The organism is Metapseudomonas resinovorans, assembly GCF_002003485.1.
Taxonomy (GTDB): Bacteria; Pseudomonadota; Gammaproteobacteria; order Pseudomonadales; family Pseudomonadaceae; genus Metapseudomonas; species Metapseudomonas resinovorans_D.
Map to the genome: position 1 here is coordinate 57,957 of NZ_BDMA01000075.1, position 15,739 is coordinate 73,695.

Annotated in this window: 13 protein-coding genes; 3 read left to right on the forward strand and 10 right to left on the reverse strand. The window is 59.6% G+C overall.

The window, feature by feature from the left end; genetic code table 11:
• Positions 1 to 24: 24 nt before the first annotated feature.
• The 3 genes from MnOB_RS21160 to MnOB_RS21170 all read left to right on the forward strand — a co-directional run bounded on the left by MnOB_RS21160 (position 25) and on the right by MnOB_RS21170 (position 3,790).
• Complete coding sequence (locus MnOB_RS21160; RefSeq protein WP_077526188.1) at positions 25 to 681, forward strand: CoA transferase subunit B; 657 nt, start codon at positions 25 to 27, stop codon at positions 679 to 681.
• A 144-nt stretch (positions 682 to 825) separates the two neighbouring features.
• Positions 826 to 2,004 (forward strand): acetyl-CoA C-acetyltransferase, encoded by a 1,179-nt coding sequence (locus MnOB_RS21165; protein ID WP_077526189.1) that lies wholly within the window; start codon positions 826 to 828, stop codon positions 2,002 to 2,004.
• 367 nt (positions 2,005 to 2,371) lie between these two features.
• Positions 2,372 to 3,790, forward strand: a complete 1,419-nt coding sequence (locus tag MnOB_RS21170) for a short-chain fatty acid transporter (protein WP_077526190.1) — start codon at positions 2,372 to 2,374, stop codon at positions 3,788 to 3,790.
• Between the two features lie 91 nt (positions 3,791 to 3,881).
• Here the strand turns inward: MnOB_RS21170 and MnOB_RS21175 are convergent, their stop codons facing one another.
• From MnOB_RS21175 to MnOB_RS21220, 10 genes are all read right to left on the reverse strand, one after another.
• Complete coding sequence (locus MnOB_RS21175) at positions 3,882 to 5,582, reverse strand: ATP-binding cassette domain-containing protein (RefSeq protein ID WP_158713842.1); 1,701 nt, start codon at positions 5,580 to 5,582, stop codon at positions 3,882 to 3,884.
• Between the two features lie 13 nt (positions 5,583 to 5,595).
• Positions 5,596 to 5,988, reverse strand: a complete 393-nt coding sequence (locus MnOB_RS29655; RefSeq protein ID WP_077526192.1) for a lasso peptide biosynthesis B2 protein — start codon at positions 5,986 to 5,988, stop codon at positions 5,596 to 5,598.
• Positions 5,989 to 6,035: 47 nt separating this feature from the next.
• Complete coding sequence (locus MnOB_RS21185; RefSeq protein WP_077526193.1) at positions 6,036 to 6,272, reverse strand: hypothetical protein; 237 nt, start codon at positions 6,270 to 6,272, stop codon at positions 6,036 to 6,038.
• The gene (locus tag MnOB_RS21190; RefSeq protein WP_077526194.1) at positions 6,253 to 7,578 is read right to left on the reverse strand and encodes an asparagine synthase-related protein; all 1,326 of its coding nucleotides are present in this window, start codon (positions 7,576 to 7,578) and stop codon (positions 6,253 to 6,255) included. The genes MnOB_RS21185 and MnOB_RS21190 overlap by 20 nt, the downstream gene beginning before the upstream one ends.
• Before the next feature lie 831 nt (positions 7,579 to 8,409).
• Positions 8,410 to 9,315 (reverse strand): hydroxymethylglutaryl-CoA lyase, encoded by a 906-nt coding sequence (locus MnOB_RS21195; protein ID WP_077526195.1) that lies wholly within the window; start codon positions 9,313 to 9,315, stop codon positions 8,410 to 8,412.
• Positions 9,316 to 9,402: 87 nt separating this feature from the next.
• Positions 9,403 to 11,346, reverse strand: a complete 1,944-nt coding sequence (locus MnOB_RS21200; RefSeq protein ID WP_077526196.1) for an acetyl/propionyl/methylcrotonyl-CoA carboxylase subunit alpha — start codon at positions 11,344 to 11,346, stop codon at positions 9,403 to 9,405.
• A 2-nt stretch (positions 11,347 to 11,348) separates the two neighbouring features.
• Positions 11,349 to 12,143 (reverse strand): gamma-carboxygeranoyl-CoA hydratase, encoded by a 795-nt coding sequence (locus MnOB_RS21205; protein WP_077526197.1) that lies wholly within the window; start codon positions 12,141 to 12,143, stop codon positions 11,349 to 11,351.
• Positions 12,144 to 12,254: 111 nt separating this feature from the next.
• Positions 12,255 to 13,862, reverse strand: a complete 1,608-nt coding sequence (locus MnOB_RS21210) for a carboxyl transferase domain-containing protein (RefSeq protein ID WP_077526198.1) — start codon at positions 13,860 to 13,862, stop codon at positions 12,255 to 12,257.
• A gap of 120 nt (positions 13,863 to 13,982) precedes the next feature.
• Positions 13,983 to 15,146 (reverse strand): isovaleryl-CoA dehydrogenase, encoded by a 1,164-nt coding sequence (locus tag MnOB_RS21215; protein WP_077526199.1) that lies wholly within the window; start codon positions 15,144 to 15,146, stop codon positions 13,983 to 13,985.
• A gap of 42 nt (positions 15,147 to 15,188) precedes the next feature.
• Positions 15,189 to 15,587 carry a MerR family transcriptional regulator gene (locus MnOB_RS21220; protein ID WP_077526200.1) on the reverse strand — a complete coding sequence of 133 codons (399 nt, stop codon included), beginning with the start codon at positions 15,585 to 15,587 and terminating at the stop codon, positions 15,189 to 15,191.
• Between the last annotated feature and the right edge of the window lie 152 nt (positions 15,588 to 15,739).

Sequence of the window (15,739 nt, forward strand, 5' to 3'; positions counted from 1 at the left end):
CAAGAAGAATTCGAGGAAACCGACATGGCACTGACCCGCGAACAGATGGCCCAGCGCGTGGCCCGCGAACTGAAAGACGGCTACTACGTGAACCTGGGTATCGGCATTCCGACCCTGGTCGCCAACTACGTACCCGAAGGCATGCAAGTGATGCTGCAGTCCGAGAACGGCCTGCTGGGCATGGGCGCCTTCCCCACCGAAGATGAAGTCGATGCCGACATGATCAACGCCGGAAAGCAGACCGTCACCGCAGTGAAGGGTGCTTCCATTTTCTCCTCCGCCGAGTCCTTCGCGATGATCCGCGGCGGTCACGTGGACCTCACCGTGCTCGGTGCGTTCGAAGTGGACGTGCAGGGCAACATCGCCTCCTGGATGGTCCCGGGTAAGCTGGTCAAGGGCATGGGCGGCGCCATGGACCTGGTGGCCGGTGCCGACAACATCATCGTCACCATGACCCACGCCTCCAAGGACGGCGAGTCCAAGCTGCTGGAAAGCTGCTCGCTGCCGCTGACCGGTGCCGGTTGCATCCGCAAGGTGCTGACTGACCTGGCTTACCTGGAGATCGAGAACGGCGCCTTCATCCTGCGCGAAACCGCGCCGGGCGTGAGCATCGCCGAGATCGCCGAGAAGACCGCCGGCCGCCTGATCGTCCCGGACGACGTGGTCGAAATGACCTTCTGATTGCTCTGCCGCTCTGGAGGAGGCCACCACGCATGGCTCTCCTCCGGCGCGGTTTTTTCAATGCTTTTGTAGGAGCGAGCTGGCTCGCGAAGATCGCTTCGATTCGCGAGCACGCTCGCTCCTATGGATCAAATGGAGATCCTCATGCAAGACGTCGTAATCGTCGCCGCCACCCGCACTGCCATCGGTAGCTTCCAGGGCGCGCTGGCCAACATTCCCGCCCATGAACTGGGTGCCGCCGTGATCCGCCAGCTGCTGGCTCAGACCGGCCTCAAGGGCGAACAGGTCGATGAAGTGATCCTCGGCCAGGTGCTCACCGCCGGCGCCGGCCAGAACCCGGCGCGCCAGGCTGCCATTCTCGCCGGCCTGCCCGTCGAAGTACCGGCCATGAGCCTGAACAAGCTCTGCGGCTCCGGCCTCAAGGCCCTGCACCTGGGCATCCAGGCGATTCGCTGCGGCGACGCCGAGGTGGTCATCGCCGGCGGCCAGGAGAGCATGAGCCTTGCTCCTTACATCCTCCCGGCAGCCCGTACCGGCATGCGCATGGGCCACGCCAAGGCGCTGGACAGCATGATCCACGACGGCCTGACCGACGCTTTCAACGGCTATCACATGGGCGTGACTGCCGAGAACCTGGTGGAGAAGTACGAACTGACCCGCGAGCAGCAGGACGCCTTCGCTGCCGCTTCCCAGCAGAAAGCTGCCGCCGCCATCGAAGCGGGCCGCTTCAAGGATGAAATCACCCCCATCCTGATTCCGCAGAAGAAAGGCGACCCCGTCGCCTTCGATACCGACGAAGGCCCGCGTGCCGGTACCACCGCAGAAAGCCTGGCCAAGCTGAAGCCGGCCTTCAAGAAGGACGGTAGCGTCACTGCTGGCAATGCCTCCACCCTCAACGACGGCGCTGCCGCCGTGGTGCTGATGAGCGCCAACAAGGCTGAGTCCCTGGGACTGCCGGTGCTGGCGCGGATCAAGGCCTATGCCAACTCCGGCGTCGACCCGGCCATCATGGGCATCGGCCCGGTGACCGCTACCCGTCGCTGCCTGGACAAGGCTGGCTGGAACCTGGCCGACCTGGACCTGATCGAAGCCAACGAAGCCTTCGCCGCGCAGTCCCTGTCGGTCGGCAAGGAACTGGGTTGGGACATGGCCAAGGTCAACGTCAACGGCGGCGCCATCGCCCTGGGCCACCCCATCGGCGCTTCCGGCTGCCGCGTACTGGTCAGCCTGCTGCACGAAATGATCAAGCGCGATGCGAAGAAGGGTCTGGCGACCCTGTGCATCGGCGGCGGCATGGGCGTGTCCCTGGCCATCGAGCGCTAAGCCGCAACGCCACCCGACCCGCAACTGCGGGTCATGTAGGGTGGAAATCGCTTTTCATTTCCACCATAGGTGCCCACTCGGAGCCCGATGGTGGATCGATGAAACGTGATCCACCCGACGACAGCTTTAACCATAACTAGAAAGTTCCATCGGACCGGGCCCACCTGGTCCTCGCAACGCCATCACGCACGAGCCCAAGGCTGAAAGGCCACGGGCACCCGACCTCACCATGCCCCTCCCGGGCGTGGCGTCGTTGTTTCAGGCAGAAAAGAGGGCGCAGACCCTCGGATTCTTTTCAAGACCACTGTCCCGGCACCCGGCTCCGACTGGGTGAATGCCGATAAAAACAACACTCCCGAGGTACCCGATGGCCACCACACTTCAAGAAAGTCGTTCAGCCCGCTTTGCCATGCGTTGCTCCGCCTGGGCGGAACGTTGGTTTCCCGATTCCTGGGTCTTCGCCGCAGTTGCCGTACTGCTGGTCACCGTCGCTGCCCTGGGCATGGGCGCTCCGGCCAGCCAGGCCGCCAAGGCCTTCGGCGACGGATTCTGGAGCCTGATTCCCTTCACCATGCAGATGGCCTTCGTGGTCATCGGCGGCTATGTGGTCGCCAGCTCCGGCCCGGCCTCGCGCCTGATCGACCTGCTGGCCCGCGTGCCGAAGAACGGCCGCTCCGCCGTGTGCTGGGTGGCGCTGATCTCTATGGTCGCGTCCTTGCTCAACTGGGGCCTCTCCCTGGTGTTCGGCGGCCTGCTGGTGCGCGCCCTGGCCCGCCGTGAAGAGCTGAAGATGGACTACCGCGCCGCCGGTGCCGCCGCCTACCTGGGCCTCGGTGCAGTTTGGGCGCTGGGCCTGTCGTCCTCGGCTGCGCAGCTGCAGGCCAATCCGGCCAGCCTGCCGCCGTCGATCCTCGCCATCACCGGCGTGATTCCCTTCACCGAGACCATCTTCCTCTGGCAGTCGGGTGTGATGCTGCTGGCGCTGATGGTGGTGTCGCTGGTGATCGCCTACATGACCGCGCCGAGCGCCGCCAGCGCCCGTGACGCCAAGGCGTGCGGCATTGACCCGAGCTTCACTGCGCCACCCCAGGTCAAGCCGACCCGTCCGGGCGAGTGGTTGGAACACAGCCCGCTGCTGATCATCCTGCTGGTGGCGCTGGCCGGCGGCTGGTTGGCCCAGGAGTTCGCCAGCAAGCCGGCGATCACCGCCATCTCCGGCCTGAACACCTACAACCTGCTGTTCATCATGGCCGGCGCGCTGCTGCACTGGCGCCCGCGCAGCTTCCTCGACGCCGTGGCCCGCGCTGTGCCGACCACCACCGGCGTGCTGATCCAGTTCCCGCTGTACGGCTCCATCGCCGCCATCATGACCACCGTCAACGGCAGCGACGGCCAGACCCTGGCGCACCACATCTCCACTTTCTTCGTGCAGATCGCCAACCACGATACCTACGCGCTGCTGATGGGCGTGTATTCGGCTGTGCTGGGCTTCTTCATCCCGTCCGGCGGTGGCAAGTGGATCATCGAAGCGCCCTACGTGATGCAGGTGGCCAATGAGCTGAAGTACCACCTGGGCTGGTCGGTGCAGATCTACAACGCCGCCGAGGCGCTGCCGAATCTGATCAACCCCTTCTACATGCTGCCGCTGCTGGGCGTGCTGGGCCTGAAGGCGCGCGACCTGATCGGCTTCTCCTTCGTCCAGCTGCTGGTGCATATCCCGCTGGTGATGGTGCTGCTGTGGGCGCTGGGGACGACCCTGACGTATGTGCCGCCGGTGATGCCCTGAGCATGAGAGCAGGGCGGACTACTGTCTTCAACCCCCTTCCGTTCGCGGGAAGGGGATTGCAGGTGCACCAACTTCGCTGGTGCGGCAGGCCTTAGCCTTGGGCACTTATGTTTGTGTACGGCACTTCATTATCTTTGACTGCTAGGGACTGAAAACTGATCAGCTCATCCGCCATGGCCTTCGTGGTTTCGCGATGAGTAATGACAATCAATGTGTCAACCCTGTCTTTCAGCAGATTTATAACTCTAAATTCTGTTTCCATATCCAGCGCAGAAGTAGGTTCGTCCAGAACCATCACTGGCTTCTTCCGTAGCAATGCCCTAGCAATAGCTAGTCGTTGTTTTTCCCCTCCTGACAGCGGACGGTTTTCGCCCCCTACAATACTGTCCAGCGAGTCGAAATCCTGCTCGCTATTCAAGTCAAGTCCCAGTATGTCTAGAAGGCACAGAAGTTCATTATCACTACTTGGTTCTTCGGTTCCATAGAGCAAATTTTCACGAAGGGTTCCGATGAATACGAAAGGTTGTTGTGAGACTACGCTGACTTGATCGGCTATGACTGTTGATGAGAGATTGGAAACTTCCATGCCTCTGAAATAAATAGACCCTTGACTGCTGGTGTTAATTCCAAGCATTGCATTAATCAATGTCGTCTTTCCACATCCGGACGGGCCGCAAATGGCGTATGTTTTTCCGCTTTCAATTTTGAAAGTTAATACTTTTCCTTGGTTGGTCAAGTGATTGGATACTTCAAAAATTGGATGGTGCTCAGCGATTTCTTGATTGCGATTTGGCTCTGATTCTACGAGTTCGAAATATTTAAGACCTTCATCCAGGGCTAAATAATCGCGCTTCAGGCCGATTAGTGAGCTTGCTACCACGGCAAAAGGTGCTGTTAGCTGTACCACATAGGAAACAATCATGACGAAATCTCCAACGCTGAAACTTCCATGCATCGTGAGGTAGGAAGAAGACAGGGAGAAGGTGAGCAGTGCCAAACCGATCGCAACTACTTGCATGCTTAGCAGGATAGCCATCTTGGTATTGGCACTAAACACCGCTTGGGCATAAGAGTCGAGGAAGGGGTTTAGCTTTTTTGATTCTTTTTTCTGGGCAGAGTTGAGTATTACCTCATGGCTGGCATCCAGTTTTTCTACTAAGAAACCGGTGAGATTATTAGTTGCTTCGAAGCATCGGAGGTGGACGTCCTGCGTACGCAGAGAGATCCAGAATGCCAAGGAAAATAGGGCAATCATGGCAATCAGGAAGAGTGCTGAGAAAACGATGCTTGTCGCTTTCCAAAGGATCAGAAATACGAATAAAAACTCAATCAACATGGGTGTCAATACCCAGAACAGGGTCTGGTTGATCTGTCCAAAACTGCTCATGGACCGATCGAAATCTGCGAGTACCTCTCCCTTTGGCAGCGACTGTTGCCGGTACGGAGGTATCTTTAGAAAACATTCGAACAAGGCTTTGTAGAAGGCGGTGTCACACCTGACCATCACATACGACGTTGCGATGCTCTTCATCCAATCCATAGCATTGCTAAGTGTCCACGCCAATGCATAGGCGGCAACGCAAATGAGTACGTTGAACGAGGCCGTACCTGGTTGGCTGAGAAGGTCCGCAGCTTCTCTCAGAAAAAGAGGCACGATCGAAGAAAAACCAGAGAGAATCAAGATGAAAATAAATACGCAAAAAAAATTGGAGATGAAGGAGTGGTATCTGGGTTTTATGATGTTCAACGCTTTAGCGTACGGTGTAATGAGCCTATTTGCTGTGAGTCTCATATGGTTATCCATCCTAAATGGAAAATATTGTGTGAAGTAGTTCGGGTAAGTCGGGTCTGTCTCCGATAACGGTGTTGTTGTTTTCGATCCATGCATGAGCAAGGAAGTCATATTTTTTTACCCCTATCTTCATGCGGACACTGTTTCCCTTGAAGCATGAAAGTAGGTGTGCGCCTAGTGCGTGTTGAAGGCAGGAGGTGGGTAGTGGGATGTATATCGAAGAGGTCTTGATTCCTGATGAGATTTCGAGGGCGTCTTTATCGCTAAGTGAGTTTTTTGAGGTGTTTCTCGCTTTGATTAAACGTAGTAAATTGAATGTTCTGTGTAGGCCCATTGTGTTAAGGAGAATGCAGGCGGATATCAGTGCCAAGGCTGATTGGAAGAGTATTTTCTTCCTGACAGGCACAAGACCAATTTTGAATGAAGACTGCCACTCATGGAAATCAACCCCCTTTATGTCGGGGCGGCAAATTTTATATCTGAGCCTTGATTTCCTGCCGTCAAGACCCCGACGGCTACAAGATCCTTTATAGGATTCATATCAAGCTCTGGCTTCGACTCAACGTGGAGTGCATCTAGGACGGTGTCTGTCTCCTCTTTGTTGAGTATCCAGTATTTGTCACCAATTTCGTCAAATATCACCATTTCGCCATCGATAATTATATGGTGGCTATGTGTGGATAATTTCATTCTCATGCCTCCTGCTAATTCTGCGGTGGGTGTGTGAGATTAATAGTTCTAGCATGATTATTTTCATGAGTTCGTAGTTGATGCCGTTTATTCCTCTGGCGGATGTTTCATAGGTTTCTTTGAATGCCTCTATATCTATTAGGTTGTTGCTTGCGCAGTATCCGTTTGTTACGAGGTTGGTCAGATGTTTGCGTTGAATTGCCAGTGATTTCTGGAATGAACCGGTCACGGCACCTTTGCATGCCTGGTTAAATAGCTCAGCTCCGAATTTTTTGCTGAGAGAATTCCTAAGAGGAATTCTGCTGTTTGTAGAGTTGAAGAGTTCTGTGAGGTTATATGATAGAGCGCAACCAATCATTAAGGGGTGTAGTAGAGGGTAAAATAGCTTTGATTCTTGATGTGTTTTAGGGGCGCCAATTTCATCCAGTGCCTCTCGTATGATGTTTTTTCTCATGCTCCCAGGAGAGGTCATAAAGTATCGCGGCCAAGAGCCTGTTCTGTATCGCTTGTGGAGGATGTTCAAGTTCTCAGGGTCTCGTCCCTTTATGATCTTTGATGTGGTTTTTAAAAATTCTGTGGCGTTTAGTTGGCAGTACTCTTTAAGCTTTCTGAAGAAGCCTTTGCCTACGCAGCTGCGGAGCATGAATGGGTCAATGTACTCTAGGAAAATGTGGTCGCCTCCATGCCCGTCCAGGATTACAGGTGTGATGCCATTAAAGTGCCGGATCGAGTAGTTATTCAAAGTTTCAAGAAATTTTGAGAAGGCAAGTGCAGGTGTCGGATATCCTGGAAGGTTTTGGGTTGCGGTGATTTGAAATAGGCTTTCTTCGTCTATCTCGATAAGATGATGTTCAATGTTTAACGCTTTTGCTATTTTCGTGGAGTTTGTGAGGTCGGCACTGGCGCCGTCAAATTTTGAGAACCATGTAAGCGCTAAGATATTTTTGGTTTCAGTTACTGATGCGCAAGTTGTAAGTATGGAGGTGGAGTCTAATCCTCCTGAAAATCGGATAAGGACTTTCTGGTTTTTTACTATTGCTGAGATAATGTTGGTAAGCCTATCTGCCGGATCACCGTTTGTCCTGGGGATAGGGATCTCGTGAAAGTGTATGCGGGGTTCTTTGCTTATTTTTGCTAGAACGCCAATTCCTATACTGAAGACTCCCTCCCAGATTGTGTCGCCAAGTGCTTTTCTGTTGTTTAGATAACGAAGTATCGCTTGGCGGGATACTCTGGTGTTTGAGTCGATTACCTCAAGCAGGTGCGGAGATATTTTTATGCTGTCCTTTGAGATTCGTGCGTAAATTTAGGATGTGCCTGTAAGTTTATTTTCGATGCTGATGTGGTCATTGTGAATGGCTATGGTGGATTCTGTACTTTTGTTTTTCTCTGCGGTTTTGTTGAATTCTATTAGGCTCCATTTTTCTTGGGCTGCGGGTGTAGTATAAGTCGTCCTGAGGTTATATATTTCTAGGCGCATAGATGTGTTCGTCCTGCGTACCTGAAGAGTATGGTTGAGACAGAAAGACTCTCCGGAGAGAGTCTTTCTGTATGCTTTCTACCAGTTACCTCGATAGATGAAGTAGCGGCCCTCCATGATGGCGCCACCCCTCGGCCCTTCGTTGAGGAACTTGCTTTTATTGAAATTACTTGGGGTCTGCTTTTCTCTTGCTTTTTCTTCTTCATTGTCACGCCTCTAGATATTGTTTGGCACCGAATTGGTGCCGGTTCAGATTAGATTTAGTGAATTGGGCTTTTCAATGTTTGCGTTTCTCATTCGCGTGTATGAAATGCGAGTTGAACGCGCGAGAATCTGCACCTAGGGACAGCGAAATGTCATCGTTGCAATTGGATGGAAACTTCTAGCTCTTTAGGCGAAAGTTTCATCGGAACTATTCAAGGTTTCGACATGTAGGCGAGGACATTTCAACGAGTCGACAAGAAAAATCTGGCCTAGGTGCGAGGTTTACTACGGAGGGGCAATGGCGCTGTGGGATTTGACGGAGCGCCCATTGCTTGAAGGTCACCAACCAGAGCGGTTAGTAGTCGTCGAAGGCTTTCAGTGCTGTAGGACTGGACAAAAAATTGAGTGAACCGCGATGCGAGAGCATCGCGGCTACAGAAGACGGTTTTAGTATCAACTCTGTTTCGCCAGAATCGCCCGCGCCACACGCGAGCCATTCTCCTTGCCGAGCACCGCGCAGATGCGCTGGCCGGCGTCCACCAGCTTGCCCATGTCGATACCGGTCTCGATGCCCATGCCGTTGAGCAGGTAGAGCACGTCTTCTGTGGCGACGTTGCCGGTAGCGCCCTTGGCATAGGGGCAGCCGCCCAGTCCCGCGACCGAGCTGTCGAACACGGCGATGCCCTCCAGCAGGCTGGCGTGGATGTTCGCCACGGCCTGGCCGAAGGTGTCGTGGAAGTGGCCGGCGAGCCTGTCGCGCGGCACGCGGGTGCCCACCACGTTGATCAGGTGGCGGGTGGCGCCGGCGGTGCCGGTGCCGATGGTGTCGCCCAGGGAGACTTCGTAGCAGCCCATGGCGTACAGCTCGGCGGCGACGGCGGCGACCTGTTCGGCGGGCACCTCGCCGTCATAGGGGCAACCCAGCACGCAGGACACATAGCCGCGCACGCTGATGCCGTGGGCCTTGGCCGCTTCCATCACCGGTACGAACCGCTCCAGGCTCTCGGCGATGGAGCAATTGATGTTCTTCTGCGAGAAGGACTCGGAGGCAGCGGCGAACACGGCCACTTCCTTCACCCCGGCTTCCAGGGCTCCTTCGAAACCTTTCAGGTTCGGTGCCAGGGCCGCGTAGGTCACGCCGGCCTTGCGCTGGATCTGCGCAAATACCTCGGCGGAGCCTGCCATCTGCGGCACCCACTTCGGCGAAACGAAACTGCCGACTTCGACATAGCTGAGGCCGGCGGCGGTGAGGTCGTCCACCAAGCGCACCTTGTCGGCGACGCTGATGGGTTGTTTCTCGTTCTGCAGGCCATCGCGCGGGCCGACTTCGACCAGGCGGACCTTTTTCGGCACGTTCAATTCGTTTTCTCCTGAAAAACATTGGTGCGCGCGGCGCACCCTACACGGAGTTCGCAGTAGGGTGCGCTGTGCGCACCAAGCGGGACGTCAGGCCTCTTCCAGCTCCACCAGCGCGGTGCCTTCCTTGACCAGCTCGCCTTCGTTGCAATACAGCGCCTTGACCACGCCGTCGTGGGGCGCGCGGATGCTGTGCTCCATCTTCATGGCTTCGAGCACCACCAGGGCGGTGCCGGCTTCGACCTTCTGCCCGGCTTCCACCAGGACACGCACGATACTGCCGTTCATGGGCGCCGTCAGCCCGCCGTGATGGGCGTGGCTGGCTTCCACTTCTTCGATGGGGTCGACGCGGGCGACGCTGCGCAGCTCGCCGTCCCATTCCAGGTAGAGGTTTTCACCGCGACGGATCGCCAGGTGCTGGCGGCGCAAGCCGTCCTGCTCCAGGGTGATCTGCTCTCCCTTGAGCAGGATCGGGCTGGCGGCGACACCGCGCAGGCGGACCACCTGGCGCTCATCGCCGCAGGTCAGGTGCAGGTCGGTTTCGCTCGGCAGGCCCGCGCGCCAGCCGCTGTTGCGGCTCCACGGCGAGTGCGGGTCATCACCACGTACGCGCTCGGCTTCGCCCTGGCGGAAGGCTTCGGCGGCCACCTGCCAGAAGGCCGGGGGCAGGGCGGCCGGGGCGGGCAGCAACTGCTCCTGGTGACGGGCGATGAAGCCGGTGTCCAGCTCCGCATCGGCGAAGGCCGGGTGGGCCAGCACGCGGCGCAGGAAGGCCAGGTTGGTCTTGAAACCGCCCACGGCGGTCTCGTCCAGCATGGCCAACAGGCGTTGACGGGCTTCCTCGCGGTTCTCGCCCCAGGCGATCAGCTTGGCCAGCATCGGGTCGTAGAAGGGAGAAACTTCGTCACCTTCGGCAACCCCGCTGTCCACGCGACGGCCGGGGCCGGCACTGGCTTCGCGGTAGAGAGCGAGGCGGCCGCTGGCGGGCAGGAAGTCCTGGTCCGGGTCTTCGGCGTAGAGGCGCACTTCGATGGCGTGGCCGATCAGCGGCACCTGCTCCTGGGTAATCGGCAGGGCTTCGCCACGGGCGACGCGGATCTGCCAGGCCACCAGGTCCAGGCCGGTGATGGCTTCGGTGACAGGGTGTTCCACCTGCAGACGGGTGTTCATTTCCATGAAGAAGAAGTCGCCGCGTTCATCCAGCAGGAATTCCACGGTGCCGGCGCCCACGTAGCCGATGGCCTGGGCCGCACGTACGGCGGACTCGCCCATGGCCTTGCGGATGTCCGGCGAGAGGCCGGGGGCGGGGGCTTCTTCGACGACCTTCTGGTGACGGCGCTGGATGGAGCAATCGCGTTCGTTCAGGTACAGGCAGTTGCCGTGGCTGTCGGCGAATACCTGGATTTCCACGTGGCGCGGCTTGAGGACGTACTTCTCCACCAGCATGCGCGAGTCGCCGAAGGCGGACTGGGCTTCACGCTGGGCGGAGGCCAGGGCTTCGGCCAGCTCGCTTTCGCGCTCGACCACCTTCATGCCCTTGCCACCACCGCCAGCGGCGGCTTTCAGCAGCACCGGGTAGCCGATGCGCTCGGCGGCGGTGCGGAAGGTTTCCAGGTCCTGGGCTTCGCCGTGGTAACCGGGCACCAGGGGGACGCCGGCGGCTTCCATCAGGGCCTTGGCGGCGGACTTGCTACCCATGGCGTCGATGGCGGTGGCCGGCGGGCCAAGGAAGATCAGGCCGGCGTCGGCAATGGCGCGGGCGAACCCGGCGTTCTCCGAAAGGAAGCCGTAGCCGGGATGGATGGCCTGGGCGCCGCTGGCCTTGGCGGCGGCGATCAGCTTGTCCACCAGCAGGTAGCTTTCCGCTGGTTTGGCGCCGCCCAGATCGACCGCGATATCGGCTTCGCGCACATGGCGGGCGTTGCGATCGATGGCGCTGTGCACGGCCACGGTACGGATACCCAGTGCCTTGGCGGTGCGCATGACGCGGCAGGCGATCTCACCGCGGTTGGCGATCAGCAGGGTGGTGATCATTGTTATTGCTCCTGCCAGGACGGTTTGCGTTTTTCCAGGAAGGCGCGCAGGCCCTCCTGGCCTTCGGGGCTTACCCGGATGCGGGCGATGGCGCTTTCGGTGTAGCGGCGCAGGTTGGGGCTGAGCACGCCGCTGCCGACTTCGCGCAGCAGGTCCTTGGTAGCGCTCATGGCCTGCGGGCTGTTTTGCAGCAGGTTGGCGGTCCAGCTTTCCAGCGCCTGGTCCAGTTCCTCGGCCGGGTAGCACTCGGCGAGCAGACCCAGTTCACGGGCACGCTCGCCATTGAAGCGCTCGGCGGTCAGGGCATAGCGGCGCGCGGCGCGTTCGCCGATGGCCTGGACCACGAAGGGGCTGATCACTGCTGGCGCAAGGCCGATGCGCACTTCGGACAGGGAGAACTGCGCGTCTGCGGCGCCGATGGCCATGTCGCAGCAGCTGATCAGGCCCAGCGCGCCACCGAAGGCAGCGCCTTGCACCACGGCCAGGGTCGGCACCTTGAGGTGGTAGAGGTTGTACATCAGCTCGGCCAGCTCGCGGGAATCATCGAGGTTGGCGGCGTAGTCGAGCTTGGCGGATTCCTGCATCCAGGCCAGGTCCGCGCCGGCGGAGAAGTGCCGGCCACGGCCGCGCAGGATCAGGAAGCGCACCTTGCCGTGGTCCTTGATGGCGTCCAGGGCGAGGATCAGTTCGCGGATCATCCCGGCGTTGAAGGCGTTGTTCTTCTCCGGGCGGTTGAGCCAGAGCGTGGCGACGCCGTTGTCGGCGAAGTCCAGTTGCAGCGTGGTGAAGTCGGTCATGGTCGATCCTGTAGGGTGCGCTGTGCGCACCGAATGCCTGGGGTCCCAGTGAGGGCTGGCTTCCCTCACCCCCGGCCCCTCTCCCAGGGGGAGAGGGGAGAGTTGCATGCATTACATCCGGAACACGCCGAAGGTGGTCCGCTCGATCGGGGCGTTGAGGCTGGCGGAGAGTGCCAGGCCCAGCACGTCGCGGGTCTGCGCCGGGTCGATCACGCCGTCGTCCCACAGTCGCGCACTGGAGTAGTACGAATGCGCCTGGCGCTCGTACTGCTCGAGGATCGGCTGCTTGATGCGCGCTTCGTCTTCCGCACTCAGGCTGTGGCCGGCACGCTCGCTCTGTTCGCGCTTGACCTGGGTGAGCACGCCTGCGGCCTGCTCGGCACCCATCACGCCGATGCGTGCGTTAGGCCACATCCACAGGAAGCGCGGATCGTAGGCGCGGCCGCACATGCCGTAGTTACCAGCGCCGAAGCTGCCGCCGATGATCACGGTGAACTTCGGCACCTTGGCGCAGGCCACTGCTGTCACCAGCTTGGCGCCGTGCTTGGCGATGCCGCCTTCTTCGTACTTCTTGCCGACCATGAAGCCGGTGATGTTCTGCAGGAACAGCAGCGGGATGCCGCGCTGGCAGGCCAGTTCGATGAAGTGCGCGCCTTTCTGCGCGGCTTCGGCGAAGAGGATGCCGTTGTTGGCGAGGATGGCGATGGGATAGCCGTGCAGGTGGGCGAAACCGCACACCAGGGTGGTGCCGAACAGCGCCTTGAACTCATCGAACTCGGAGTCATCCACCAGGCGGGCGATGACTTCGCGCACGTCGAAGGGTTGTTTGGCGTCAGCCGGGATCACACCGTACAGCTCGTCACTGGCGAAGCGCGGGGCGAGCGGGGCACGCAGGTTCAGCTCGCCGGCCTTGCGCCAGTTGAGGTTGGCGATACTGCGGCGGGCCAGGGCCAGGGCGTGTTCGTCGCTTTCGGCGTAGTGGTCGGCCACGCCCGAAGTCTTGCAGTGCACATCGGCGCCGCCCAATTCTTCGGCGGTCACCACTTCACCGGTGGCGGCTTTCACCAGCGGCGGACCGGCGAGGAAGATGGTGGCCTGGTTGCGGACCATGATGGTTTCGTCGGACATCGCCGGGACGTAGGCGCCGCCGGCGGTGCAGGAGCCCATGACCACCGCGATCTGCGGAATGCCCATGGCGCTCATGTTGGCCTGGTTGAAGAAGATGCGGCCGAAGTGCTCGCGGTCGGGGAACACATCTTCCTGGCGCGGCAGGTTGGCGCCACCCGAGTCCACCAGATAGATGCACGGCAGGCGGTTCTGCTGGGCGATGGTCTGGGCGCGCAGGTGCTTCTTCACGGTCAGCGGGTAGTAGGAGCCGCCTTTCACCGTGGCGTCGTTGGCCACGATCATGCATTCCACGCCTTCCACGCGGCCGATGCCGGCCACGACGCCAGCGGCGGGCACGTCTTCGCCGTACACCTCATGGGCGGCCAACTGGCCGATTTCCAGGAAGGGCGAGCCGGCGTCCAGCAGGCGGTTGATGCGCTCGCGGGGCAACAGCTTGCCGCGCGAGGTGTGGCGTTCCTGGGCCTTGGCGCCGCCGCCTTCATGGATACGGCCCAGCAGGCTATGCAGGGCGCCGACCTGTTCGAGCATCGCCGCGCTGTTGCGGGCGAACTCCGGGGAACGGGTGTTGATCTGGGTGTGCAGGATGGCCATGGATTGCCTCTTTGTTCTTTTCCCCCTCTCCCTCTGGGAGAGGGCCGGGGTGAGGGAAGCCGAGCGTCGCTCCCCTCATCCGCCCTTCGGGCACCTTCTCCCAGAGGGAGAAGGGAGTCATCAGCGGGTTTCGTTGTACAGCTCGCGGCCGATCAGCATGCGGCGGATTTCGCTGGTGCCGGCGCCGATCTCGTAGAGCTTGGCGTCGCGCAGCAGGCGGCCGGCCGGGTACTCGTTGGTATAGCCATTGCCACCGAGCAGCTGGATGGTGTCCAGGGCCATCTTGGTGGCCATTTCGGCGGTGTAGAGGATCACCGCGGCAGCGTCCTTGCGCGATTCCTCGCCGCGGTCGCAGGCTTTGGCCACGTTGTAGAGGTAGGACTTGGAGGCGTTCATGCCGGCGTACATGTCGGCCAGCTTGCCTTGCACCAGCTGGAACTCGCCGATGGACTGCTTGAATTGCTGGCGCTCATGCACGTAGGGCAGCACCACATCCATGCAGGCGGTCATGATCCCGGTCGGGCCACCCGAGAGCACGGTGCGCTCGTAGTCCAGGCCGCTCATCAGCACGGCCACACCACGGCCTTCCGCACCGAGGATGTTTTCCTCCGGTACTTCAACGTCTTCGAACACCAGTTCGCAGGTGTTGGAGCCGCGCATCCCCAGCTTGTCCAGCTTCTGGTGGCGGGAGAAGCCCTTGTAGTCGCGCTCGACGATGAAGGCGGTCATGCCGCGCGAACCGGCGTTGACGTCGGTCTTGGCATAGATCACGTAGGTGTTGGCGTCCGGGCCGTTGGTGATCCACATCTTGTTGCCGTTGAGCACGTAGCGGTCGCCTTTCTTCTCGGCGCGCAGCTTCATCGACACCACGTCCGAGCCGGCATTGGGCTCGCTCATGGCCAGCGCGCCGACGTGTTCGCCGGAGCACAGCTTGGGCAGGTACTTGAGCTTCTGCTCGTGAGTGCCGTTCTTGCGGATCTGGTTGAGGCACAGGTTGGAGTGGGCGCCGTAGGACAGGCCGACCGAGGCGGACGCGCGGCTGATCTCTTCCATGGCCACCACGTGAGCCAGGTAGCCCATGTTGGTGCCGCCGTATTCCTCTTCCACGGTCATGCCCAGCAGGCCCATGTCGCCGAACTTGCGCCACATGTCCATGGGGAATTCGTTGTCGCGGTCGATCTGCGCAGCACGCGGAGCCAGCTCGGCCTGCGCGAACTGATAGACGGAGTCGCGCAGCATGTCGATGGTCTCGCCGAGACCGAAGTTGAGAGTGGGATAGCTCATCGTTACACCTGTGCTTGTCATTGTCGGTGAGTGGGGAAGGGGTCAGGCATTGACGCCCTGTCTGCGTTCGGTTTCGGCCATCGCCGCCAGGCAGCGTTCCTCGGCCGTATCCAGTTCCAGCTGCATCTGCTGGATGTCTAGCAACTGTTGCTCAAGCTGCGCGCGACGCGCGGCGATCTTGCCCATGAAGGTTTCCAGCTGCTTGCGGTTGCCGCTGCTGGGGTCGTAGAGGTCGATCAGTTCCTTGCATTCGGCCAGCGAGAAACCGATGCGCTTGCCGCGCAGGATGAGCTTCAGCGCCACCAGGTCCTTCGGGCTGTAGATGCGTTCCTGGCCGCGGCGCTCGGGGCTGAGCATGCCTTGCTCTTCATAGAAGCGGATGGCACGGGTGGTGACGTCCAGTTCGCGGGCCAGGTCGGAAATGCTGTAAGTGGTGGGCATGGAAGGGCCGTCTCTGTGTTTACCTTTACGTTAACGTAAACCTGTGCCAACCTGACTGTCAACTACGCACCGCAACGGCAGGTGACGGCCGGGATGGCTTGATACTTGCTCCTTGCAGGGGAAGTGGCCCGCTCTTTACGGACGCGGGCCGG

What these genes read in the sequence shown, in the direction of transcription:
- MnOB_RS21185 (WP_077526193.1), bottom strand. Translation starts at nt 6,272, where the DNA reads ATGAAATTATCCACACATAGCCACCATATAATTATCGATGGCGAAATG.
- MnOB_RS21220 (WP_077526200.1), bottom strand. Translation starts at nt 15,587, where the DNA reads ATGCCCACCACTTACAGCATTTCCGACCTGGCCCGCGAACTGGACGTC.
- MnOB_RS21160 (WP_077526188.1), top strand. Translation starts at nt 25, where the DNA reads ATGGCACTGACCCGCGAACAGATGGCCCAGCGCGTGGCCCGCGAACTG.
- MnOB_RS21170 (WP_077526190.1), top strand. Translation starts at nt 2,372, where the DNA reads ATGGCCACCACACTTCAAGAAAGTCGTTCAGCCCGCTTTGCCATGCGT.
- MnOB_RS21175 (WP_158713842.1), bottom strand. Translation starts at nt 5,582, where the DNA reads ATGAGACTCACAGCAAATAGGCTCATTACACCGTACGCTAAAGCGTTG.
- MnOB_RS21215 (WP_077526199.1), bottom strand. Translation starts at nt 15,146, where the DNA reads ATGAGCTATCCCACTCTCAACTTCGGTCTCGGCGAGACCATCGACATG.
- MnOB_RS21210 (WP_077526198.1), bottom strand. Translation starts at nt 13,862, where the DNA reads ATGGCCATCCTGCACACCCAGATCAACACCCGTTCCCCGGAGTTCGCC.
- MnOB_RS21205 (WP_077526197.1), bottom strand. Translation starts at nt 12,143, where the DNA reads ATGACCGACTTCACCACGCTGCAACTGGACTTCGCCGACAACGGCGTC.
- MnOB_RS21165 (WP_077526189.1), top strand. Translation starts at nt 826, where the DNA reads ATGCAAGACGTCGTAATCGTCGCCGCCACCCGCACTGCCATCGGTAGC.
- MnOB_RS21200 (WP_077526196.1), bottom strand. Translation starts at nt 11,346, where the DNA reads ATGATCACCACCCTGCTGATCGCCAACCGCGGTGAGATCGCCTGCCGC.